The sequence below is a fragment of the Streptomyces thermodiastaticus genome, from assembly GCF_014656135.1.
GTDB lineage: Bacteria > Actinomycetota > Actinomycetes > Streptomycetales > Streptomycetaceae > Streptomyces > Streptomyces thermodiastaticus.
On the sequence record NZ_BNBV01000020.1, the window covers coordinates 96,052 to 118,608 of the forward strand.

The following is a 22,557-nucleotide window of genomic DNA, read 5'->3' on the forward strand; positions in this document are numbered from 1 at the left end:
GACCATGTGAGCGGCGCACCGCGTACCGTGGCCCCGCGGATCCCTTCCGACCGCAGGAACCACGAGTGTCATGAGTGAAGGAACCATGCAGCGAGCAGCTCACCGAGACCAGCGTGACCGGCGCCCTGTGCCAGGAAAGCGGCGGGGCCGTGTCCTTGTGGGTGCGGCGGTCCTCCCCGTCCTGCTGCTGGCCGCGGCCTGCTCCTCGGAGTCCGGCTCCGGCTCGGGCGACAAGGCCGGCGCGACGCAGGCCGGGAAGGCGAGCGCCTCGGCCGGCCCCGGCGCGAGCACGTCGCCGACGGTGCAGCCGGCGCGCTACGCCAAGCTGCCCGAGGCCTGCAAGGTCCTGTCGGACAAGACCCTGGACGACCTGGTGCCCAAGGCCGACGACTCCGGCAAGGAGGGCACGTCCAGCGACCTGTCCCGGCGGGCCAGCTGCTCGTGGGACAGCCTGGAGAACCACGGCGTGGACGGCTCCCAGTTCCGCTGGCTGAACGTGTCGTTGCTGCGTTTCACCTCCGAGCAGACGCGGGGCACCGGTGAGGAGCAGGCGCACGAGTTCTTCCTCAAGCAGGTCCAGGACGCGAAGTCCACGGACGGGGCGAAGAACACCGCCACCCAGCCGGTGTCGGCGACCGGCGACGAGGCGACCGCGGTCCGCTACGACCTGAAGAAGAAGGAGGGCACCTTCAAGCAGCAGACGGTCGTGGCGCGGGTGGCGAACGTCGTGGTCACGGTGGACTACAACGGTGCCGGACTGGCCGGGGACAAGACCCCGGACGCCGACGACCTGGTGAAGCAGGCCGAGAAGGCCGCCGCGGAGGCGGTGGCGTCGGTGGCGAAGGCCAACGGTGACACCGTCAAGTCGGCACCCTCCGCTTCGAGTTCGCCGTCGGACAAGGCTTCGGCCTCGAAGGACGCGCAGGACGGCAAGGACACGACGGAGGGCTCGGCGAGCCCGTCGCCGTCGAACTCCGCCTCCTCGTCGAAGGACTGATCCGCCGGATTCCGCCGGGGGCATCCGGTCCGGCCGCCCGTGAGTCGCACAAGTGTGCAACCCTGGTGCGCGCAACAACACGCACTGGGAGGGGAGTACGAGTGGCCGCGCCACTGCAGCTGACTCGGATGCACCGCGTGCTCATCGGCGTGGTCGTGACAGGCGCACTGATCATCGCCGGGATCGGCTTCGCGGGTTCGTACGCGGCGGTGCGCACACTGGCCGTCAAAAAGGGTTTCGGCACCTTCAGTTATGTGTTCCCGGTCGGTATCGACGCGGGTATCTGTGTGCTGCTCGCCCTGGACCTGCTGCTGACCTGGATCCGGATGCCCTTCCCGCTGCTGCGTCAGACGGCGTGGCTGCTGACCGCGGCGACCATCGCGTTCAACGGTGCGGCCGCCTGGCCCGACCCGCTGGGCGTGGGCATGCACGCGGTGATCCCGGTGCTGTTCGTGGTGGCGGTGGAGGCCGCCCGGCACGCCATCGGGCGGATCGCGGACATCACGGCGGACAAGCACATGGAAGGGGTGCGGCTGACCCGCTGGCTGCTGTCCCCGGTGCCCACGTTCCTGCTGTGGCGGCGGATGAAGCTGTGGGAGCTGCGCTCCTACGACCAGGTGATCAAGCTGGAGCAGGAGCGGCTCGTCTACCAGGCGCGGCTGCGGTCCCGGTTCGGGCGGGCCTGGCGGCGCAAGGCTCCGGTGGAGTCGCTGATGCCGCTGCGGCTGGCCCGGTACGGGGTGCCGCTCGCGGAGACGGCCCCGGCGGGGCTGGCGGCGGCGGGCATCGAGCCGGTGCTGATCCCGCCGGCCCCGCAGGCCGAGCCGGCCGCGGCCGAGCGCGCCGCCGTACCGGCCGCGGCACCCGCCGGCGCCCGGCAGCCGCAGCTCGGCCCCGCCTTGGACGGGCAGCAGGCGCCGGAGCCGGAGACGAGCCCCTGGTTCAACGCGCCGCGCCAGATCGAGTACCACGGCGACTACGACCCCACGTACGACCCGGCCGAGCAGTACGCGCACTGGTACGAGGAGCAGCGGCAGGCGGAGCAGTACCGGGACCAGTACGAGGAGGAGCCGCCGCCGTACGAGCCGGCCCCCGAGGAGACGGGCAGCTTCCCGATCCCCCAGCAGGTCCCGCAGGACGTCCACCAGCAGGTCCCGCAGGACGTCCACCAGCAGGTCCCGCAGGAGACGGCGCAGCAGCCGCAGATCCCGCAGCAGCGCATGGCCGCCGGCCTCGAACAGGCCGAGGGGCAGGCCCCGGCGCCGGCGGAGCCGGACGAGGAGGAGCTGTACCGCCTCTTCCGGGAGTCGGTCGGCGAAACCCTGCCCACGCCGGGCGAGTTCTCGACGGTGCTGGAGGCGGCGTACGGCCTGGCGCTGCCGGTCCGCGAGGTCGCGCGCATGGTCAACCGGTTCGGCAACCGCTTCAACGCGGAGATGACCGAGGACCACATCCCCTGACGCCCGCGCGCGTCACGCATCACGAAAGGCACGAAAGGGGGGTGCCCGGTGTCACCGGGCACCCCCCTTTCGGCTGTCCGCGTCTCCTTGCGCGGTCCCCTTACGCGCCGAGCAGCGTGCGGACCCGCTCCTGGCCCACCGCGAGCAGCAGGGTGGGCAGACGCGGACCGGTGTCACGGCCGACGAGCAGGCGGTACAGCAGCGCGAAGAACGACCGCTGGGCAGTCTTGATCTCCGGCGGCAGCTCCTTCGGGCCGGCGTCGGCGGAGAACCCGGCCTGGACCTTCGGCACGCCGTAGACGAGGTGGGTGAGCCCGTCCAGGGACCAGTGGTCGGCCAGACCGTCGAGCAGCAGCCCGATGGACTGCCGGGACGTCTCGTCGAGCGACTTCAGCAGCTCGGTGTCCGGCTCCTCGCGGACGATGGTCCGCTGGTCGGCGGGGACGTGGGTGTTGATCCACGCCTCGGCCTTGTCGTACCGGGGCCGGGCCTCGTCCAGCGAGGTCAGCGGGTTGTCCGGGTCCAGGTCGCGCAGGATGCGCAGGGCCTGGTCCTGGTGGCCGGCGGTGATGTCGGCGACGGACGCCAGCGTGCGGTACGGCAGCGGGCGCGGCGTCTTCGGCAGCTCGCCGGAGGCGGTGCCCACGGCCCGCGTGTAGGCCGCGATGTCACCGGGGAGCGCGGTGCCGTCGGCGACCTTGGCGGTGAGCCGGTCCCACTCGTCGTACAGCCGCTGGATCTCCTGGTCGAAGGCGACCTTGAAGGACTGGTTGGGCTTGCGCCGGGCGTACAGCCACCGCAGCAGCTGCGGCTCCATGATCTTCAGCGCGTCGGCCGGGGTGGGCACGCCGCCCCGCGAGGAGGACATCTTCGCCATGCCGGTGATGCCGACGAAGGCGTACATCGGGCCGATGGGCTGCTTGCCGCCGAAGATCGGCACGATCTGCCCGCCGACCTGGTACGAGGAGCCCGGCGAGGAGTGGTCGACACCGGAGGGCTCGAAGATCACGCCCTCGTAGGCCCAGCGCATGGGCCAGTCGACCTTCCACACCAGCTTGCCGCGGTTGAACTCGCTGAGCCGGACGGTCTCGGAGAAGCCGCACGCGCCGCAGGCGTACGTCATCTCGGTGGAGTCGTCGTCGTAGGAGGTGACGGTGGTGAAGTCCTTCTCGCAGTTGCCGCAGTACGGCTTGTACGGGAAGTACCCGGCGGAGCCGGCCGAGCCGTCGTCCTCGGCGGCGGCACCCGAGCCCTCGGCGGCCTCCAGCTCGGCCTCGTCGACCGGCTTGGTGCGGGCCTGCTGCTTCTTCTGGTCGGCCGGCTTGGGCTTGGTGCGGTACTGGGCGAGGATCGCGTCGATCTCGGCGCGGTGCTTCATCGCGTGCAGAATCTGCTCGCGGTAGGCACCGGAGGTGTACTTCTCGGTCTGGCTGATGCCGTCGAACTCCACACCCAGCTCGGCCAGCGACGCGATCATCGCGGCCTTGAAGTGCTCGGCCCAGTTCGGGTACTGCGAGCCCCGGGGCGCGGGCACCGAGGTCAGGGGCTTGCCGATGTGCTCGGCCCACGACTCGTCGATGCCCTCGACCCCCGCCGGGACCTTGCGGTAGCGGTCGAAGTCGTCCCAGGAGATCAGGTGCCGCACCTCGTACCCGCGGCGGCGGGTCTCGTCGGCCACCAGGTGCGGGGTCATGACCTCGCGGAGGTTCCCCAGGTGGATGGGGCCGGAGGGGGACAGACCGGACGCGACGACGACGGGTTTGCCCGGGGCCCGGCGCTCCGACTCCTCGATGACCTCGTCCGCGAAACGGGAGACCCAGTCGGTGGTCTCGGTGCTCTGAGCCACGATCGGCACGTCCTCTGTGTCTGAAAGGTTCTCGGTAGGTGGCCGCGGCAGGCCGTCCGGCTCTCCACGGGCGCCCGGCGGGTCGCCCGCCGGCCGCGGCCCGGCCGGTGCCATTGTCCCAGGCGCCCCGACTTCCACGAAAACGCCATTTCACCGGCGGGGCGAGACGTCCGGGGCGGGGCGGGCGCCGGACGAAAAAACTGGCTTTGCCCCCCGTGGGATACTGGGCGCGTCTATCCATTCCCACGAGGAGAACGGCACCCATTCCTATGGCCTCGGTCACGTCCCTCACATCCGCCGTCCACCAGCGCCTCGCGAACGCTCTCACGGCAGCCCTGCCGGAGCACGCCGACGCGGACCCGCTGCTGCGACGCAGCGACCGGGCTGACTTCCAGGCCAACGGCATCCTGGCGCTGGCGAAGAAGGCGAAGGCGAACCCGCGAGAGCTGGCGACGCAGGTCGTCGAGCGCGTCGTCGGCGGTGACGTGATCCAGCAGGTCGAGGTCTCCGGCCCCGGCTTCCTGAACATCACGGTCACCGACAAGGCGATCATGGAGAACCTCGCCGCGCGTGCCGCGGACCCGGCCGGCCGGCTGGGCGTGCCGCACGCCGAGCGCACCGGCACCACCGTGATCGACTACGCGCAGCCGAACGTCGCCAAGGAGATGCACGTCGGCCATCTGCGGTCGGCGGTGATCGGCGACGCGGTGGTGAAGCTGCTGGAGTTCACCGGCGAGACGGTGATCCGCCGGCACCACATCGGCGACTGGGGCACCCAGTTCGGCATGCTCATCCAGTACCTGGACGAGCACCCGCACGAGCTGGACCACAAGGCCGGCACGGTGAGCGGCGAGGAGGCGATGTCGAACCTCGACCGCCTCTACAAGGCCGCGCGCAAGCTGTTCGACTCCGACGAGGAGTTCAAGACCCGCGCCCGGCGCCGCGTGGTGGACCTCCAGGCCGGCGACCCGCACACGCTCGCCATGTGGCAGAAGTTCGTCGACGAGTCGAAGATCTACTTCTACTCCGTCTTCGAGAAGCTGGACATGGAGATCCGCGACGCCGACATCGTCGGCGAGTCCGGGTACAACGACATGCTCGCGGAGACCTGCCGGCTGCTGGAGGAGTCCGGTGTCGCGGTCCGCTCCGAGGGCGCGCTGTGCGTGTTCTTCGACGACGTCAAGGGCCCCGACGGCAAGCCGGTCCCGCTGATCGTGCAGAAGTCCGACGGCGGCTACGGCTACGCGGCCACCGACCTGTCCGCGATCCGCGACCGCGTGTTCGACCTCAAGGCGGACACCCTGCTGTACGTGGTGGACGCCCGCCAGTCGCTGCACTTCAAGATGGTCTTCGAGACCGCCCGCCGGGCCGGCTGGCTCGGTGACGGCGTCCGCGCCCACCAGCTGGCGTTCGGCACCGTGCTCGGCAAGGACGGCAAGCCGTTCAAGACCCGCGAGGGCGAGACGGTCAAGCTGGAGGACCTGCTCGACGAGGCGGTGGAGCGGGCCACAGCCGTGGTCCGGGAGAAGGCCGAGAAGGTCGGCCTGTCCGAGGAGGAGATCGTCGAGAACGGCCGGTACGTCGGCATCGGCGCGGTGAAGTACGCCGACCTGTCCACGTCCGCCGTGCGCGACTACAAGTTCGACCTGGACCAGATGGTCTCGCTCAACGGCGACACCTCCGTCTACCTCCAGTACGCCTATGCCCGGATCCAGTCCATCCTCCGCAAGGCCGGCGAAGCCCGCCCGGTCGCCCACCCGGAACTGGAACTGGCCCCGGCGGAGCGGGCGCTGGGCCTGCAGCTGGACCAGTTCGGCGAGACGGTCCTGGAGGTCGCGGCCTCCTGGGAGCCGCACAAGCTGGCCGCCTATCTGTACCAGCTGGCGACGCTGCTGACGGCGTTCTACGACCAGTGCCCGGTGCTGAAGGCCGACACCCCCGAGCAGGTGGAGAACCGCCTGTTCCTGGTGGACCTCACGGCCCGCACCCTGCACCAGGGCATGGCCCTGCTGGGCATCCGGACGCCCGAGCGGCTCTGACCCGTCGCGTCCGCATCACTCATCACCACGACGCAGGGCGGCGTCCTCCCCCGCAGGACGCCGCCCTGCGTCGTGTCCGGCTGCCGCGGCCGACTCCCCGCGAACGAGACTGCACCGGGGCCGGCCCGGCCCGCCACAGCCCGGCCCCGGATGACGGCCTTACGGGACGTCCCACGCGCTGACCAGCGAAAATGCCGTCACGGGAGACGGCACGGCGGGACGGCGGACACGGCCGCGAGTGGCCGGATTCGCCCCGGTGCGGGAATTACGGACCGGTACGGGTCCTCTCCGCCGGGGCAGTATCCGTAAAGGTCCGGCACCAGGACCAGGGGAACGCAAGTGGGGGAACATGTCGCGGTGGAGAGAGCTGCCTGCCGATCTGCATCCACGGGTCCGTCAGCTGGTGGTGGCCCTGCGGCGGCTGAAGGACCACAGCGGGCTGAGCCTGCGGCAACTGGCGGCGAAGACGGGATACAGCGCGAAGTCGTGGGAACGGTATCTCGGCGGCCGGTCGCTGCCGCCGAGGGACGCCGTCGAGGCCCTCGCCAGGATCGGCGCCGGCGACCCGACCCGGCTGCTGGCCCTGTACGAGGTCGCCGCGGACGCGTGGGAACGCGCACGCGGGCATGCCGGCGCGCCCCCGCAGGCGGCCGGAGGCCGTGCCGCACCCGCCGGGGCACGGCACGAGAGGACGGACGGCACCGGGAACAGGAGCACGGACGGCACCGGCCTGCCGGACGACGTGGTGACCGGACCGGCATGGCGGCGGCCGCGCGGCCGCGCACTGCACATCGCGGCCGTGGCGGCGGTGGTCACCCTGGTGCTGGCCGTCTCCTCGGTGATCCTGGTGCTCACCCGGTACTCCGGCGGCGACGGCCCCGAGGCCGCACGCACCGCCGCCTCCACCCCCGCGCTTCAGGCGGCGGCACCCTCGCCGTCCCGGCCCACGTACACCTGCCGCTTCCAACGGCACGACGGCGCGTGGTACGCGGGCAACAGCCGCACCCAGGACGCCATCCTCGACACCGGCCTGGCCGGGCCGGACATCGCCGAGGCCCAGTGCCTGCTGCGCCGGGCCGGGTTCGACCCCGGCGAGGTGGACGGCATCTACGGGCCGAGGACGCAGAGCGCCGTCAAACGCCTCCAGCATCACGCCGGGCTGGTGGTGGACGGCATCGTCGGCCCCCACACCTGGCGGGTGTTGCGGGGATGACAGCACCCGACCGGCCGGCACCGCCGTCCCGCTCCTCGTCCGCCGCGTCCGCGCCGTCGCCGTCCCCGGAGCTGGCCCGGCTGACCGCCGCGCTCCGTCAGCTGCGGCAGCGCACCGGTCTGAGCCTGGCGGCCCTGGCGCAGCGGACCACCTACAGCAAGTCCTCCTGGGAGCGCTATCTCAACGGCAAGACGCTGCCGCCGCGCCGCGCCGTGGAGGACCTGTGCCTGCTGGCCCGCGAACCGGCGGGACGCTGTCTGGCGCTGTGGGAGATCGCGGAGTCCGAGTGGTCCCGCCGCTCGGCCGCGCCGCCCGCAACGCCGGCCCCGGCCCCGCCCGACGCCACCGCGCCGCCACCGTCGGGCTCCCCGGCATCGTCCGGCTCCCCGGCACCGTCGGGCTCCGCGGCACCGTCCGGCTCCCCTGACGCGGCCGCCGGAGCCGCCTCGGCCGACGGCCCCGCCCGGCCGCGGCGGTCCGGGTGGTTCCGGCGGCGGGGCGGTGCCGCGCTGGCGGTGCTGGTGTCGGTGTGCGCGGTGACCGTCGGCAGCCTGGCCGCCGCACTGGCGGTGCTGCCGCACCGCGAGGCGCCGCCCCGGCCGTCGCTGTCCGCACCGCCGGCCTCCCCCGGACCCCGCTGCCGCGGAACGTCCTGCGAGGGCCGGGACCCGATGCAGCTGGGCTGCGCCCTCCACCTGGTCACCGTCGCCTCGTACCGCACGGCCACGGACGCCCGGCTGGAGCTGCGCTACCACGAGCAGTGCCGGGCCGGCTGGGCCCGGATCTGGCACTCACGGATCGGCGACCGGCTCACCATGACCGCGGGCGGGCCCACCCGCACCGTCACGGTGCGCGACAGCATCGACGCCGCGTCCTACGTGTACACCCCGATGACCGCGGCCCGCCCCGGCACACTGCTGCGCGCCTGCTTCCATCCGGCGGGCGGCGGCAGGACGGAGTGCTTCACCGGCCGGGTGCGGCCCAAGGCCTCGCACACACCGCCGGCGACGCGGTGACACCGGCGCAGGCCGCGCACCCACCGCCGACGACAGGGGTGACACCGGCGTACGCCCCGGCCCCCGGCTGCGGGCGCGGCACGACCGCCGCGGCGCCCGCGCCCGACGGCCGGCCCCGGACGGCTCAGGAGCCCTCGATCACCTCCCAGTCGCTCTGGCCCAGCGGCATCGCGTAGTACTTCTTCCCGGAGGCGCTGGTGCGGAAGGGCTTGCCGTGGTCGTCGATCCGCACGGTGCCGTGCCGGCTGCCGCTGGACCAGTCCAGCTCCAGGTACCAGCGCACGTCGTGCCCGCTGGTGTGGGCCTTGACGTAGAACACCTCGGGGTCGGACTCGCTCACCTTGTACGGGAACGGACGCTGCCCGGCGATCGGCTGGACCAGCGGGTTGCCCGCGTCGAGCGCGATGTCGAAGGCGGCGGTGTCCACACCGCCGCCGCAGCCGTCGCCCATCGCGTACTTGCTCCACGTCAGCGGGGCGCCGCTGCCGACCACGCGCACATGCAGGTCCTGCAGCACGACGGTCTGCGCGCCGGTGCCCTGGATGGTCAGCGCCACCGTCTGGTGGTCGGCGGCGACCGCGCCCATCGCGGCGACCCAGCCCTCCGCGTCCTGCTGCGCCGGCGGCGGCGGAACGTTCTGCGGACTGCGGTCGACCAGCATGCTCTGCTCGCAGGGCACGTCCCAGTAGTAGGGCATGGTGTTCACCGTGACGGGCACCGCCGGCACCTGGTCCGTGTCCGGACCGCCGGCGGCTCCGGCCGGTCTGCTCCCCGCCCCGGGAGTCCGCTGCGCGCGGTCGGACGCGGTGGCGCTCGGCGTGCTCCCGTCCTTCTTCCCGGACCGCGACGCCGAGGGGCTGGGCGAGGTGCTGTGCGAGGCGCTCGCGTGCGCGGCGGACGCGGTCACCGCGGCGTCCCGCACCGTGCTCGCCCGCTCGGAGTCCCTCGGCACCAGATTCACCACGAGGGCCGTCGCCGCGGCCACGGCCACGATCCCCGTCCCGGCGAGCACCGCCGTGGACCACTTCTTCTTCCGGAACCGCCGCGCGGGACCCGCCGCGTCCCCGGGCTGTGCACCACCGCCCACGGTGGTCACTTCGACGGCCGGCACGACGACCGGCTCGTCGCCGCGCTCCGCGTCCTCCGCCCGGCCCGCGCCCTCGACGGCCGCGGCACCGCCGGCGACGGCGCCACCGCTTGTGGCGATCGCGTCCTCGCTGTCCTCGCTCGCCGCAGCGGCCGCCCCGCGGCCCCGCTCACGGTCCGCCGCGTCGCCGTCTCCGGCGGTCTCCTCGCCTGTCTTCTCAGCGTCCGCGCCGCGGCCGGTCGCGGCGGTGACCGCCTCGCCGGCCGTGGCCTCACCGGCTGTGGCCTTGCCCGCAGTGCCGCCCTGCCGCGGCTCCGCGGCCGCCGCACCCAAGGCTGCCGTGCCCCGCTCCTTGGCCGGCCGCTCGACGCCCCGCAGCACGTCCGCACGGACCCAGCGCCGGTGCAGTTCGACCAGTTCCTCGGGTGTCGCCCGGCAGATGCGGGCCAGCCGCTCGACGGGGGCGTACTCCGTCGGTACGACGTCCCCGTTGACGTAGCGGTGCACCGTGGACGCACTCATGTGCAGCCGTTTGCCGAGCGCCCCGTAACTGAGCCCGGACCGCTCTTTCAGCTCGCGCAGAAGCTCGGCGAACTCCTCCCCCGCCACCCTTCTCTCCCTCCCCCCGTCTCACGCCCGCATTCCAGGCGGACCTTGTTCACCCAGGTCAGAGCCATTCCAGCGTTCCAGCGTCCCGCATATCGCGGCGTCGCTGGCAGCTGGAACGGATCTTCCCACAAGCTGTTGACCACCGAGGACGCCGCCTCGGCCAACCAACCGAACGGCACCTCACCAACCACATTTCCTTCACACGACCCGGGGGATTTCCCATGTCTGTTCGCACCGCACGCCGCATCACCCGCACCCGTCTCTTCGCGACCGCCGCGCTCTGCGCCGCCACCCTGTCCCTGACCGCCTGCGAGAGCGGGACGGACAACGCGGGCAGCGACACCACCCCGACGGCCGCCACCGCGCCCGCCTCCTCCGGCGGCTCGGCCACGCAGACCACCGCGGGCACGGCGGGCAAGGGCGCGACGAACGCCTCCCACGAAACCGGCGGCGCCGGCACCTCCGGCGCCAAGGGCAGCAGCGCGGGCAGCGCCGGCTCCGCCGCCCAGGGCGGTAGCGAGGACTCCGGCAAGCCGGCCCAGTGCACCGCCGGCACCACGAAGATCAAGGCCACCGTGGTGTCCCGCCCGATCAACCACCTGCTGCTCACCGCGACCAACACCGGCTCGGCGGCGTGCGTGCTGCCCCCGTACCCGGCGGCCCGCTTCGGCGACGCCCAGTCGGTGCCGCCGGTGGCCGAGTCCACCAAGCCGCAGTCGCTGACCGTGATCGAGCCGGGCAAGTCCGCCTACGCCGGCGTCCTGCTGTCGGCCGGCGACGGCAGCGCCGACAACGGCCACACCGTGCACTCGCTGACCGTTCCGTTCGAGGACGGCTCGATCGCCACGGTCGCGCTGCCCTCCGACGGTGTCTACGTCGACGACAGCCTGACGGTGACGTACTGGCTGACGTCGATGGACCAGGCCCTGGAGTACTGAGCCACCGCAGAAGACGTCAGGGGAGCACCATGCCCGCGCACTGTGCCGACAGCCACGTCCGCACGCGCACCCGCGCCCGGTCCGGCTCGCGCGCCCGTCTGCTCACCGCGACGGCGTTCGTCCTGATCACGGGCGCGGCCCTGACCGGCTGCTACGACGGCCAGGGCCTGCGGGACGAGGGCCCGTCCTCGGTGTCGGTGTCACGGTCCATGGCGCGCTGGTGCGCCGCACCCTCGGGTGCGGCGTCACCGCGGCCGGACACCGGCCGGCGCGTGGAGCGCGCCGAGCACCCTCAGCGCGCCCTTGAACCTCAGTGCAGCTTCCGCGCGACCTCGACGGCCCAGTAGGTGAGGATGTTGCGCGCACCGGCCCGCTTGATGCCGGTCAGCGTCTCCAGGATGGCCCGGTCGCGGTCGACCCAGCCTTTCTCGGCCGCGGCCTCGATCATGGAGTACTCCCCGGAGATCTGGTACGCCGCGACGGGCACGTCCACGGCGTCGGCGACCCGGGCGAGGATGTCGAGGTAGGGACCGGCGGGCTTGACCATCACCATGTCGGCGCCCTCTTCGAGGTCGAGGGCCAGCTCGCGCAGCGACTCCCGCAGGTTGGCGGGGTCCTGCTGGTAGGTCTTCCGGTCGCCCCGCAGCGAGGAGCCGACGGCCTCGCGGAAGGGGCCGTAGAACGCGGACGAGTACTTGGCGGTGTAGGCGAGGATCGCGACGTCCTCCCGCCCGATCTGGTCCAGAGCATCACGGATCACACCGATCTGCCCGTCCATCATGCCGCTGGGGCCCACGATGTGGGCCCCGGCGTCGGCCTGCACCTGGGCCATCTCGGCGTACCGCTCCAGCGTGGCGTCGTTGTCCACCCTCCCCTGGGCGTCCAGCACACCGCAGTGCCCGTGGTCGGTGAACTCGTCCAGGCACAGATCCGACATGACGAGCAGGTCGTCGCCGACCTCGGCACGCACGTCGCGCAGCGCGACCTGCAGGATCCCGTCCGGGTCGGTCCCGGCCGTCCCCACGGCGTCCTTCTTGGACTCCTCCGGCACGCCGAAGAGCATGATCCCGGAGATCCCGGCCTCCACCGCCTCGGCGGCGGCCTTCTTCAGGCTGTCGCGCGTGTGCTGCACGACCCCGGGCATCGCCTCGATCGGCACCGGCTCGCTCACGCCCTCCCGCACGAACGCGGGCAGGATCAGGTCCGCCGGGTGCAGCCGGGTCTCGGCGACCATGCGGCGCATCGCGGGCGTGGTGCGCAGCCGACGAGGACGTGTACCGGGAAAGGATCCGTACTTCGTCATGACGTCTACGCTACGCCCGCACACCTGGTGCATTTGCCGACGCCGCGTCGGCGTCCAGCCCTTGCTCAGCCCTCTCCCACGTCGGTCGGCACCACGATCTCCGGACCGCCCTGCCGGGGAAACGGTGCGTACACCAGAGCACTCGACCCGTCCGTACTGACCAACAGCTGTACGGTCCCCGCAAGGGTCGCGCGGACCGCCCGGGCATCGAGCGTTGGTCCTGTCTCCGCCTGCTACCGAAGACCTGAGCCGATGACGTCACGCAGCCGATGACGTCGTGGCACTCACTCCGGAGGCAGGAGCGGACGCCCCTCGATGGCCGCCCGTATGTGCTCGGGCCGCAGCGCCTCCTCGCCGTACCGCTCGGTGAACGCCCGTACGCGGCCGAGCGGCGAGTTTGGTGCGGGTGGCTCTTCGCTGATCGTGACGCCCAGCATCTGCGCCCAGAACGCAGCATCGACGTCCTGCGGGTTGTTCATGTCCATAGGGCCACGGTAGGCGGAGGGTCTGACACTCCTCGGCGTCCGACCGAACGGCCGCACCGCGAGGACCCGCTCACGCCGCACACACGTTCCCGCCCATCGCCGCTCCGTCCGCTCCGTCCGCTCTGTCCGCTCGGTCCGCGCGGCAGTCACGGCACAGCCCCGGATGCGGGGCGCGGAAGGCGCGTTCGCACCCGTCGCAGGTCTGGAACGGATCCGGCCGACGCGACTCCTGCCCCGGCGCGGCGCCGTCCGACGACGGTGCCGGACGAGCGGGCAGCGGCATCGGCAGCAGTTCGGCCAGGCGGTAGGCGATCAGCTTCGCCGGGTTCCTCAAGTCGACGGGCAGGCCGCCGGTGAGGGCCTGATGGATCACCGCGGCCGACGCCCCGCTGTCGAACCACGCGGTCACGGCCGGCACGAGCCGTTCCACGTCCCGGCGGGACAGGATGAGACGGTCGTCCGTACGGCGCAGTCCGGCGAGGAGAGCGACCGCCTTGTCGTACCGGCGGTCACGGGCAGCGTGCTCGTGCGAGAGCTGGGCCGGAGGCACCGCCGCGTGCTCGGCCGTCGCCTCCATCGTCTCCGTCGTCGCCGGTGCTGCCGGTGACGCCGCGGCCGCCGGCACCGGCTCCTCCGTTTCGGACGACGGCGTTTCGGACGACGGCGTTTCGGACGACGGCGTTTCGGACGACGGCTGCGGGCAAGCAGGCTGGTCGTCCTCCTCGGGCACCGCCGGAGGGTGGGTCTCCGTACCGGCCCGCCGCTCGGCACCGCGATGGCTCGCCGCAGGGCGTGCGGCAAAACGCAGCGGCGGAGCTGCGGCGGCAGCAACAGCAACGGGCGCGTGATGCACGTACGTTCGCGTGATCAGCCGGCCCGCTGCCGTGTGCTCACGGACCCGTTCCAGATACCCGTGCGCCTCCAGCTCCCGCAGCGCCGCCGCGATCCGGTCCCGCCCCTCGGGAAAGCGCTCGGCGAGGCTGCGGATGTCGACCGGGGTGCCCTCGGGCACCGACATCATGTGGGTCGCCAGCCCGATGGCGGTCAGCGACAACTGGCTGTGCTGGGCGAGGTGGTTGCCGACGACGACGTACTGCCCGGACTGGTACGTGCGTACGTGGGTGACACCGGAGTGGGTGGTGGATCGCCGAAGCGCCTGAATCGGGCGCAGGGCAGCGTTAATCTTCTGCTCAGCCATGGGGAAGGCCTTGCTTCCTCGTTGGTCAGGCCCTCGCACTGGGAGTGCTGTCCCGGCGGGGGCCGATTTGCGTCTGGGGTCGTGAGTGCGGTGGGCGCGGTGCATATGCCTCGCCGCCTCGGGGGTGAGCCTGCACGCCCCAGCCACCGCCCCGCCACCCGGACCGCCCACATTCACCCGCCCGAGTGACGGATGCCAGGTTTGGTGGGGTTGGTTGGTAATTTCCCCCAGTTCTTTGGTCTTTTACCGCCCGCAGCCCCGGCCGCAGCACCACCGGGTCACCCCCTTCCCGGCTGCGGTGCGTCGTGCGCCGACACCCGGGCGATGTGGAGTTCCGCCCACACCGTCTTGCACGGCACCGGGCCGCTGCGCACACCCCAGCGATCGGCCAACTCCTCGACGAGCAAGAGACCGTGACCGGATTCCACCGGCTCGACGGCAGCGCGTCGGCGAGCCGGGAGGACCTCCCCGCGCGCGTCGGTGACCTCGATGCACAGGACGCCCTGAACGGTCACCGAGAGACCGAGCCGGAAACTGCGGCCCGGAACCCTCCCATGCAGCACGGCGTTCGCGGCCAGCTCCGCGACGATCAGGTCGGCCGGTTCCACCGGCAGCCCCCACGCACGCAGACGTTCGGCGGCGAGCAATCGAGCAAGCCGGGCGCCGCGGCGGGTGGCGGAGAGCGGTACGGCGAACTGGCGCAGGGGCGCCTGCACGCTGACGGTGCGCTGGTCATGCTGATTCACATCACTCACCGTGTCCGAACCGCAGCGCATAGTGAAGAATGGCTGCCCGTGCGGTTGCTCGGTGTCCGCGTCGCGTCCGGTCCCGTCCGGGCTGTACGGGGTGACCGGGCGAGAAGCGCGGGGGTTGGACCGGAGAGGACGCGACGGGAGGGCGCGGGCATGAGCATCGAGGCCGTGAACCCGGAGGACGAGGAGGCAGGCGCCGTGGTACGGGCGGTCGCACGCCAGCTCAAGCTGTGGCGGGAGGCCGCCGGCCTCACCCAGGCGGAGTTCGGCGCGGCCATCGGCTACGGCGAGGAACTGGTCTCCTCGGTGGAGAGAGGCCGGCGCATCCCCCGGCCCGAGTATCTCGACGCGGCGGACAAAGTCCTGGAGGCGAACGGCAAGATCGCGGCGATGAAGAAGGACCTGGCCGAGGTCCGGTATCCGAAGAAGGTGCGGGACCTGAAGAAGCTGGAGGCGGACGCTGTAGAGCTGTGTGCCTACAACAACGCTGTCATCCATGGGTTGTTGCAGACCGAGGAGTACGCACGGTCCATGTTCAGCGCACGGCGCCCACCCTTCACCGCCGAGGAGCTGGAGCAGCGGCTTGCAGCCCGTGTGGCACGTCAGGCAATCCTCGATGACGCTTCGGCACACCCTGTCTTCAGTTTTGTCCAATGCGAGTCGACACTTCGGCGCCCCATCGGGGGCAGAATGGTCATGCGTAGGCAGCTCGAGCGATTGTTGGACGTAGCACAGTTCCGCAACGTGGATCTTCAGGTGCTGCCGCTCGGGCACGAGGAGAACCCCGGGCTCGCCGGCTCGTTCAGACTGCTCAGGCTGAAAAACGGCACCACAGCCGGGCACGTGGAGGTGCAGCACATCAGCCGCGTGATCACCAATCCGAAAGAGGTGCAGCTCCTCGACATGCGCTATGGGATCATCCGGGCACAGGCTCTCAGCACACGAGAGTCAATGGCCCTCATCGAGAAGGTGCTTGGAGAGACATGACCTGCGAGAACGCCCCAAAGCCGCAGTGGATCAAGAGCAGCTACAGCACAGACGAGGGTCCGGACTGCGTTGAGGTGGGGCACGTGTCAGATGCCGTCCTCATCCGCGACTCCAAGAACCCCACCGGCCCACGCCTCACCCTCACTCCCGCCGCCTGGGCGGCGTTCCTGCCCCACGCCGCCGCGCACTGACGCACCCTGAACGGCGGCCGCGCCCCTGCGCCGGGCACAGAAGCGCGGCCGCCTCCCTTCACAGACCCTTGACCACTCGGGCCCTTCCATGGGTGCGGAAGCCCAGGGCATGGCGATAGATCTCGGGCATGCGGTACCGCCCGTCGGCGTCCCGGGCCAGAGCTCCCCACTCCTCCAAGGCTTCTACGTCATCGGCCTTCAGACCCACATCGGACGCCTCGAACGGCATCTTGACCTTCTCCGAGAAGCTCTCCATCTCCTTGAACAGCTTGCCCAGCCGGGGATTCTCCTGGTTGATCTCCTCGACTTTCGCCCGGCTGCACTCGCCCAGCGCCTTGCGCATCGCCGCCGGGGTGAGAACGCGGTCGGACCAACGGCTGTCCCCCACCGACGCCTTGGCCGCCTCGCAGAGGAAACGGACGACATCCCGTGCCTGGATCTGCTTCTTGAAGTCACCGAGCGCCGCCGGTACCCACCGCTCGGTCCACGCCTCCCGCGAGGAGTCCGTGCCCAGCTTCGCCCCCCACAGGGGCAGCAAGGAGCGGACGATTTCTTCGAAGCCCATGTCCGCGATCGGTGTGTCCGGCGCGGTCACCGCACCGGCGTTGACCGCCACCCACAGAGACAGCCGCAGCGCGTCCTCGGTGTCCCAGCGCAGCTCGTAGGGCGAGTAGCGGTACAGGAACTGCCCGAGGTTCTGGCGGATCGCCGCACGGACGAGGTCCTGCCGTACGAAGACCACGAGTCCGAGCGAACGGCTGCGCAGCCGCCGCAGCCAGTCCGGGACCTCCCTGAGCAGCACGCGCAGGGCGATGCGTTTGGCCTCGGAGTCCAGCGTCTCCAGCCAGTCCTCCAGTCCGTCGATGACGAACAGGGTGCCCTCACGCTTCTGGTTGACGTTGATGAGGAACGCCTCGGCGGGCTCGCCCTCGGCTGCGCCCGCCGCCCTGGCCAGGCACTCCAGCCAACGGCTCCGCCAGAACTCCTCGTCGTCCGCGCGTTCGTGGCGCAGTCCGGCGTTGAGACGGGTGCGGATCTCGTCGGCGGTGATGCCGAGTCCGCCGGCCGCCGCGTCACGCAGTTCCTGGGGTGAGGGCACACCCGGCCGGGGCTCCGACATGTTGGCAGGGTCGAGTACGGGCACGACACGCGCCTGCCGCTGGACGTGCTGGCCGTTCTCCGTGGCGAAGGCCTGCCACGTCTTCTGCGCGCACAGGCGCGCGAAGGTGAACGTCTTCCCCGACCCCTTCGCACCCACCACGACCGCGACGGGCAGGTCGGTGCTGTGGTCGGCGATGAGCCGCCGTACCGGTTCGGTGGTCAGGAACGTCAGGCCGACGTCCATGCCGCGTTGCTCGGCATAGACCAGACGGTCCGCGCTGCGCTCCAGACCGCGCCGTCGGTCGTCCAGCGTCTCCGGTTCCTCCTGAGGACCGCCGGCGAGCACCGTGCCGGGAGCGAACTCCTCCAGCAGACCGGGAAGACCGCACCGGCGGACGACCTCCACCACGGCGTCCCAGCTCTCCGGCAGGGCCAGCAGTTCCTCACGGAAGCGGCTGAGCACCGGCTCGGTGAGCACCTGTTCGTCGACGGCCAGGTCGTCCGGGTCGGCGGCACCGTCCGCAGCCTCCGGCGGCACGGTCAGCATCGACGACAGCGCGTCGGACAGCCGTGCCCGCGCCTGCTCGGCGTGGCCGTCGTGCACGTCCGGCCGGTACTGCGTGATGACGGCACCCGGCGCGGGATCCACCCCGGCGCGGGCCGGTGACTGAGAGCCCAGCTGGCGGATCAGCTTCTCGGTGCCGTGCAGGGACTGGCTGCTGATCGTGGTGACGAAGACGCGCATGACGCGCGGGTCGAGCAGGATCGGCGCGGCGAGTTCCGACGCGCCGGCACGGAGGTCGAGGACCACGGTGTCCGCTTCGGCCGCCACCGCGAGCCGGGCGAGTGATTCACTCAGGAAGTACGGTGAGCGGTCCTCGGTCAGCAGGTCGGCCGGAGCGATCCGGGGCGGACCGAACCGGGCGCGACGGCTGGCGGGCAACACGGTCACACATCCGGTGCCGGGATACCTGGACACCCGCTGGTTGGGCAGATACGCCGCGGCGATCCCCACCGCCTCCGTAGCGTCTCCTTCCTGAGCGGAGTGCAGGAGAGCGAGAAGATCCTCGTACGCGATGTCGCAACGGCCGCGCTGGGCCTGATACATCCAGGTGATGCCCGGCGCCTCGAGGTCGGCGTCGACGAGAAGCACGTGCTGCCCTCGCTGCGCCAGGTGATCGGCCAGCGCTACGGCGTGCAGGGTGCGCCCCACACCGCCCTTGAAGGAGTGGAACGCGATCATCTGCCTGCCGCCGGGGAGTTCATCGCTCTCCGGACGCGGCAGCAGCTCCCCCAGTTCGCGGACGATCCGCCGCTCACCGAGCCGGGGACGCCGTGCGACGCGCGTGCGCTGACTCTCCTCGATCAGCCGTACTTCCAGTGCTGCGGGGATGTGAGAGGACGGCCGGTCGAGGGCCAGTTCGAGAATCCCCTCCTCCTCGGAGACGGAACCGAGTCCGAACAGACCATCCAGCCACTCCCGGGCCTCGGCCCGGGTGGTGCCAGGACGCACGGACAGCTCCAGGCCGTCCCACCAGGCATCGGCCTCCATCAGCCACGCGGGCCACCTGCCGTCGGCCGCGGACTGCGCCAGGCGGGCGTCCACATCGGCCCAGGTGAAGAGCTTGTCGGCCACCACGCTCACCTCCCCTTCCTGGCATCGCTCAGGAGCGCTTTCAGCGATTCCAGCGCCGCCTTCTGGTCTTCCGCACGCAGTTCCGCACCATAACGCCATGCTTCGTGCAGCTCACGGCACTCGATCCAGCCGCCGCCCCTGCGCCGCCGGCACCGCAGCGGGTCCGCGGCCTCGGGCGCCTTGAGCTTCAGCGCCTTGGCCAGTCGTCGCAGGTCGTGCGACCGCAGGTCACTGGGCAACCCGGACGTGTCGTTGCGGTGCAGAACGCTGCGCAGCAACTCCGCCTTCAATGCGCACTCCACGGCGTAGAACAGCAGCAGCCCACTCGTCGCCGCTTCCCCCGCGCCCTCGGCGGCCTTCGCCTGCCTCTCCAGTCTGTCGCGGCTGCGACGCAGCTCACTCACCCCCACCTCGACCATGCCGCGAGAGTAGCCGGGGGTACTGACACCGCCGCGTGACCGGCGTCCGGGCTGCCGGTTGTGGATCCGGCCGATCAGCGGTGTGACCACTGAGCCCGTCATTCCGGATGCCCGGAAGCCGGTCCTTCTGCAGCCTGGAGGACCTCCGCAGCAGCCCTGCCTCTGTACGCCGGCCCCACGGGAGAACGGAACGATGGCCCTGTACGCACGCGTCGAGAAGACCGAGGAAGACGAGCGGCGCGTCCGCTACGCGTACACGGACGTCGCAGGCGCCACGCGGATCCTGCTGTTGGACAAGGACGCCGGGACGACCTCCACCGACGACGGGGTGGAGGACATGCTCTACCGAGCCGTGGCCGGGAAAGTCGCCGCGGCCTGGGCTCACAGCGGCGTGGCTCCCGACAGGCTGATGGTGCAGTCCTGACGGGTCCGTCCGTCCCGTGCCGTTCCATGCCGTCCCGTGCCGTTCCGTGCCGCCACGGCCGTCCCCTGCCCGGCGCCGGGAGCGGTGCCCCTACGCTCCCTGCTGCTGATCCTGGGCGGGGGCCACCAGCGCGGACCAGGTGTCCGGGCCGACGACGCCGTCGGGTGCGAGGGCGTGGGCGGTCTGGTAGGCGGTGACCGCCTGGGTGGTCGCGTCGTCGAAGGTGCCGTTCGCCGGCACAGGGTGGCCGTGGACGGTGAGCAGGCGCTGCACGGCGGTCACGGCGGGTCCGCGGTCGCCGGCGCGGACGGTGAGTATCAGGGCGTGCCAGGTGTCGGGGCCGGTGATGCCGTCGTCGGTGAGGGAACGGTCGCGCTGGTAGACGGTGACCTGGCTCTTGGTCGCCGGGCCGTAGGCCGCGTCGGGTGCGGTGCGGTAGCCGTGGGCGGTCAGGAGGAGCTGGATCGCGGCGACGGTTTCGCCGCGGTCGCCGGGCTTGACGACCGGCCAGCTGCGGCGGCCGGGGCGCGGCGTCTGCGCGTTCCCCGAGCCGGGGCCGCCGGGGGACGCGTCCCCTGTTCCGGGACCGGGCGATGCACCGGATGCGCCACCGATCGTGCCGGGGTCCTGCGGGACGTACGGGTCGGCGGTCGGCGTGGATTCCCGGGTGTCCTCGGTGTCCTGGGCGTTATCGGTGGGCTCCAGGTCGCCGAAGCCGTCCGCGTTCGGGTCGCAGGCGTCGTACGACACGCAGTCCTCGGCGGGTGGTGCGGCCGCCGGGAGCGGTGGGCTGTCGGCGCGGCCCTGGGCGTTCTGGTAGGCGGAGGCCGCCATGGTCAGGGCGGCGATGACGAAAATGGCCAGCACCAAGGGGCGGCTGCGGAGCCAGTCGGCCAGCCGTCGTGCGGCCGAGGCGGGGGCGTTGCCGGTCATGCGGTCCTCGGTCCTCTCCTGTGCGATCAGGGGCCGTGAAGGGGCTTGAAGGGGCTTGAAGGGGCCGGTAGGCCTGAAGGGTTGTCGGGGGCCGGTAGGCCTGAAGGGGCCGTTGGGGGCCATGGGAACGGGGCGGGGCACCGGTGCGTGTGCGCGGTGCCCCGCCCGTTCACGTGCAAGGTGTGGTCAGCGCTGCTGGAGACCGGTCACTTCCAGGCGCAGTGGACGTGGGTGCTGTGACCCTTGTCGCCCGGGCCGAGGACCTCGGTCGCACCGAGCTTGCGGCAGGCCGTCATGAAGGCGCGGTGCGGTGCGCCGCTGCCGACGTGGATGCCGTTGATCTCGTTGACGTCGAAGCTGAGACCCCGGTAGTGGCGGGAGTTCTTGCTGTGGACACCGCCCACGAACTCGCTGACGTTCATGCGGTACCCGTAGGAGTTGCGCAGGGTCAGCAGGCCGCGCAGCATCCGCGGATCGAGCTGGACACGCCTGGCCCCGACGTGGCTCTGCGGGCTGGTCAGCGCGCCCTTGCCGGCGGCCATGTCGACGATGTTGGCGTAGGCGGTGGAACCGCTGTGCCGGGTCTCGGAGTGCGCACGGGCGAACGTGATGCCCGGGGTCTTCAGCAGCTGCTTGGCCAGGGCGACGGCGTCACCCGTGGCGGGCGTGCCGGAGCCGCCGCCGCTGCGGTCGGTGAGCAGGGCGCTCCACGTCCGGGGACCGGCGATGCCGTCGGCCTGCAGACCCTTCGTGCTCTGGAAGGAACGGACGGCGGCCGCGGTGCCGGAGCCGAAGATGCCGTCGGTGCGCAGCTGGGCGCCGGAGTCGTTGAGCTGGTGCTGCAGGGCCGTGACCGCCGGGCCCCGGGCCCCCTGCTTGAGGGTGACGATCAGGGCTCCCCAGGTCTTCGGACCGACCATCCCGTCGGCGTCCAGGCCATGGGCGGACTGGAAGGACTTCACCGCGGCCACCGTCTTCGGTCCGTAGACGCCGTCTGCGTCCAGGCGCGCCCCGGCGGCGTTCAGGAGCAGCTGCGCGGTGACGACGTCGGTGCCGCGGCTGTTCGTCTTCAGCACGGGCGCTCCGGTGACCGGTGCCTGAGTGGACGGCGCGGTGCCGCCGCCGTTTCCGCTCAGGTGCGCGAGCCGACGGAGCTCGGCGAGCGATCCGCGGAAGACGTTCAGGTCGACGTGGCCGTTGGACGGGATACCCGGCACGCTGCCGTTCTCCGCGTACTGCCAGATCTTCCAGCCCTGCACGGCGCCTGGCACCGGCGCGGGCTCGTTGGAGCCGCTCTTGTACCGGGGCTGCCACATCACATGCCCGGCGAACACCGAGCCGTCGCCGCCCATGCAGGCATCCACGAACGCCTTCGTGGTGTAGACGATCGGCTTCACGCCCAGCTGCGAGGTGACGGTGTTGAGGAAGGTGCGCACGCCGGCGGTGCTGAAGTTGGCGGGGCACTTGCCGCCTGTCTCTTCGAGGTCGAGCACCGGGGGCAGTTCGCCCGCGGCCTTGCCCGTGTAGCCGGCCGCCTTCACCGTGGTGAGGAAGTTGCGGGCCTGGTCGGCCGCCGGGGTGCGGCCGTAGAAGTGGTACGGGCCGTGGGGCAGGCCGGCCTGCCGTGCGCCGCGCAGGTCACGGCTGAACCACGGGTCCTGCACGTCGGCGCCCTCAGTGGCCTTGATGAAGGCGAACTGCTGGCCGGAGGAACGGACCCGGTTCCAGTCGATGGCGCTGCCGTTGCTGTGGTTGTGGTGGCTGACGTCGACGCCCTTGACCGCGTACGAGGAGGGCGAGGCGGCGTCCGCGGGGAGCACGGTGATACCCGCGAAGATCATCCCTCCGGTCGCGACCACGGCGCTCGCCCAGCCGGCGGTCTTCTTCTTCCTGCTCGTCCAGTTCACTTCTCTTCCTCCCGTC

At 71.6% G+C, this 22,557-nt stretch carries 20 protein-coding genes; 10 read left to right on the plus strand and 10 right to left on the minus strand.

The genetic code is table 11. The annotated features are described in order from the left end of the window. Window positions 1-70 precede the first annotated feature (70 nt). Window positions 71-997, plus strand: coding sequence for a DUF3558 domain-containing protein (locus IE286_RS18670; protein ID WP_189797904.1), 927 nt, complete (start codon window positions 71-73; stop codon window positions 995-997). 101 nt (window positions 998-1,098) lie between these two features. Further along, window positions 1,099-2,457, plus strand: a complete 1,359-nt coding sequence (locus tag IE286_RS18675) for a DUF2637 domain-containing protein (protein ID WP_229863104.1) — start codon at window positions 1,099-1,101, stop codon at window positions 2,455-2,457. A gap of 100 nt (window positions 2,458-2,557) precedes the next feature. Here IE286_RS18675 and lysS read toward each other — a convergent pair whose 3' ends face one another. Continuing rightward, complete coding sequence (gene lysS / locus IE286_RS18680; RefSeq protein WP_189797905.1) at window positions 2,558-4,312, minus strand: lysine--tRNA ligase; 1,755 nt, start codon at window positions 4,310-4,312, stop codon at window positions 2,558-2,560. 260 nt (window positions 4,313-4,572) lie between these two features. Between lysS and argS the strand changes: the two genes are divergently transcribed. The 3 genes from argS (at window position 4,573) to IE286_RS18695 (ending at window position 8,571) form a co-directional block, all read left to right on the plus strand. Continuing rightward, window positions 4,573-6,342, plus strand: coding sequence for an arginine--tRNA ligase (gene argS / locus IE286_RS18685; protein WP_189797906.1), 1,770 nt, complete (start codon window positions 4,573-4,575; stop codon window positions 6,340-6,342). A 349-nt stretch (window positions 6,343-6,691) separates the two neighbouring features. After that, a complete protein-coding gene (locus IE286_RS18690; RefSeq protein WP_189797907.1) occupies window positions 6,692-7,555 on the plus strand; it encodes a peptidoglycan-binding protein in 864 nt (287 codons plus the stop codon). Further along, on the plus strand, window positions 7,552-8,571 hold the full coding sequence (locus IE286_RS18695; protein ID WP_189797908.1) for a helix-turn-helix domain-containing protein: 1,020 nt from the start codon (window positions 7,552-7,554) through the stop codon (window positions 8,569-8,571). Before IE286_RS18690 ends, IE286_RS18695 begins: the two co-directional genes overlap by 4 nt. Before the next feature lie 124 nt (window positions 8,572-8,695). On the opposite strand, the gene IE286_RS18700 is transcribed toward IE286_RS18695, so the two are convergent. Beyond that, complete coding sequence (locus IE286_RS18700) at window positions 8,696-10,267, minus strand: helix-turn-helix domain-containing protein (protein WP_189797909.1); 1,572 nt, start codon at window positions 10,265-10,267, stop codon at window positions 8,696-8,698. A 221-nt stretch (window positions 10,268-10,488) separates the two neighbouring features. Between IE286_RS18700 and IE286_RS18705 the strand changes: the two genes are divergently transcribed. Together IE286_RS18705 and IE286_RS18710 are read left to right on the plus strand one after the other, a co-directional pair. Further along, window positions 10,489-11,205, plus strand: a complete 717-nt coding sequence (locus IE286_RS18705; RefSeq protein ID WP_189797910.1) for a DUF4232 domain-containing protein — start codon at window positions 10,489-10,491, stop codon at window positions 11,203-11,205. Window positions 11,206-11,234: 29 nt separating this feature from the next. Continuing rightward, the gene (locus IE286_RS18710) at window positions 11,235-11,552 is read left to right on the plus strand and encodes a hypothetical protein (RefSeq protein ID WP_189797911.1); all 318 of its coding nucleotides are present in this window, start codon (window positions 11,235-11,237) and stop codon (window positions 11,550-11,552) included. On the opposite strand, the gene hemB is transcribed toward IE286_RS18710, so the two are convergent. From hemB to IE286_RS18730, 4 genes are all read right to left on the minus strand, one after another. Continuing rightward, window positions 11,516-12,508, minus strand: coding sequence for a porphobilinogen synthase (hemB, locus tag IE286_RS18715; protein ID WP_189797912.1), 993 nt, complete (start codon window positions 12,506-12,508; stop codon window positions 11,516-11,518). The genes IE286_RS18710 and hemB overlap by 37 nt on opposite strands. Before the next feature lie 284 nt (window positions 12,509-12,792). Beyond that, the gene (locus IE286_RS18720; protein WP_189797913.1) at window positions 12,793-12,993 is read right to left on the minus strand and encodes a hypothetical protein; all 201 of its coding nucleotides are present in this window, start codon (window positions 12,991-12,993) and stop codon (window positions 12,793-12,795) included. Between the two features lie 70 nt (window positions 12,994-13,063). Beyond that, on the minus strand, window positions 13,064-14,191 hold the full coding sequence (locus tag IE286_RS18725) for a helix-turn-helix domain-containing protein (protein WP_189797914.1): 1,128 nt from the start codon (window positions 14,189-14,191) through the stop codon (window positions 13,064-13,066). Between the two features lie 278 nt (window positions 14,192-14,469). Further along, window positions 14,470-14,967, minus strand: coding sequence for an ATP-binding protein (locus IE286_RS18730; RefSeq protein ID WP_189797915.1), 498 nt, complete (start codon window positions 14,965-14,967; stop codon window positions 14,470-14,472). 129 nt (window positions 14,968-15,096) lie between these two features. On the opposite strand from IE286_RS18730, the gene IE286_RS18735 reads away from it, so the two are divergent. Continuing rightward, window positions 15,097-15,930 (plus strand): helix-turn-helix domain-containing protein, encoded by an 834-nt coding sequence (locus IE286_RS18735; protein WP_189797916.1) that lies wholly within the window; start codon window positions 15,097-15,099, stop codon window positions 15,928-15,930. After that, entirely contained in the window at window positions 15,927-16,121 is a 195-nt protein-coding gene (locus IE286_RS18740; protein WP_189797917.1) for a DUF397 domain-containing protein, read from the plus strand. Before IE286_RS18735 ends, IE286_RS18740 begins: the two co-directional genes overlap by 4 nt. Window positions 16,122-16,179: 58 nt before the next feature. Here the strand turns inward: IE286_RS18740 and IE286_RS18745 are convergent, their stop codons facing one another. Continuing rightward, window positions 16,180-18,858 carry a ParA family protein gene (locus IE286_RS18745; protein ID WP_189797918.1) on the minus strand — a complete coding sequence of 893 codons (2,679 nt, stop codon included), beginning with the start codon at window positions 18,856-18,858 and terminating at the stop codon, window positions 16,180-16,182. Window positions 18,859-18,863: 5 nt separating this feature from the next. Beyond that, on the minus strand, window positions 18,864-19,277 hold the full coding sequence (locus IE286_RS18750; protein WP_189797919.1) for a hypothetical protein: 414 nt from the start codon (window positions 19,275-19,277) through the stop codon (window positions 18,864-18,866). A gap of 193 nt (window positions 19,278-19,470) precedes the next feature. Here IE286_RS18750 and IE286_RS18755 point away from each other — a divergent pair, with 193 nt between their 5' ends. Beyond that, complete coding sequence (locus IE286_RS18755) at window positions 19,471-19,701, plus strand: hypothetical protein (protein ID WP_189797920.1); 231 nt, start codon at window positions 19,471-19,473, stop codon at window positions 19,699-19,701. A gap of 90 nt (window positions 19,702-19,791) precedes the next feature. Here the strand turns inward: IE286_RS18755 and IE286_RS18760 are convergent, their stop codons facing one another. Together IE286_RS18760 and IE286_RS27785 are read right to left on the minus strand one after the other, a co-directional pair. Beyond that, on the minus strand, window positions 19,792-20,634 hold the full coding sequence (locus IE286_RS18760) for a peptidoglycan-binding domain-containing protein (protein ID WP_189797921.1): 843 nt from the start codon (window positions 20,632-20,634) through the stop codon (window positions 19,792-19,794). A 206-nt stretch (window positions 20,635-20,840) separates the two neighbouring features. Further along, on the minus strand, window positions 20,841-22,541 hold the full coding sequence (locus tag IE286_RS27785; RefSeq protein WP_189797922.1) for a GH25 family lysozyme: 1,701 nt from the start codon (window positions 22,539-22,541) through the stop codon (window positions 20,841-20,843). Window positions 22,542-22,557 lie beyond the last annotated feature (16 nt).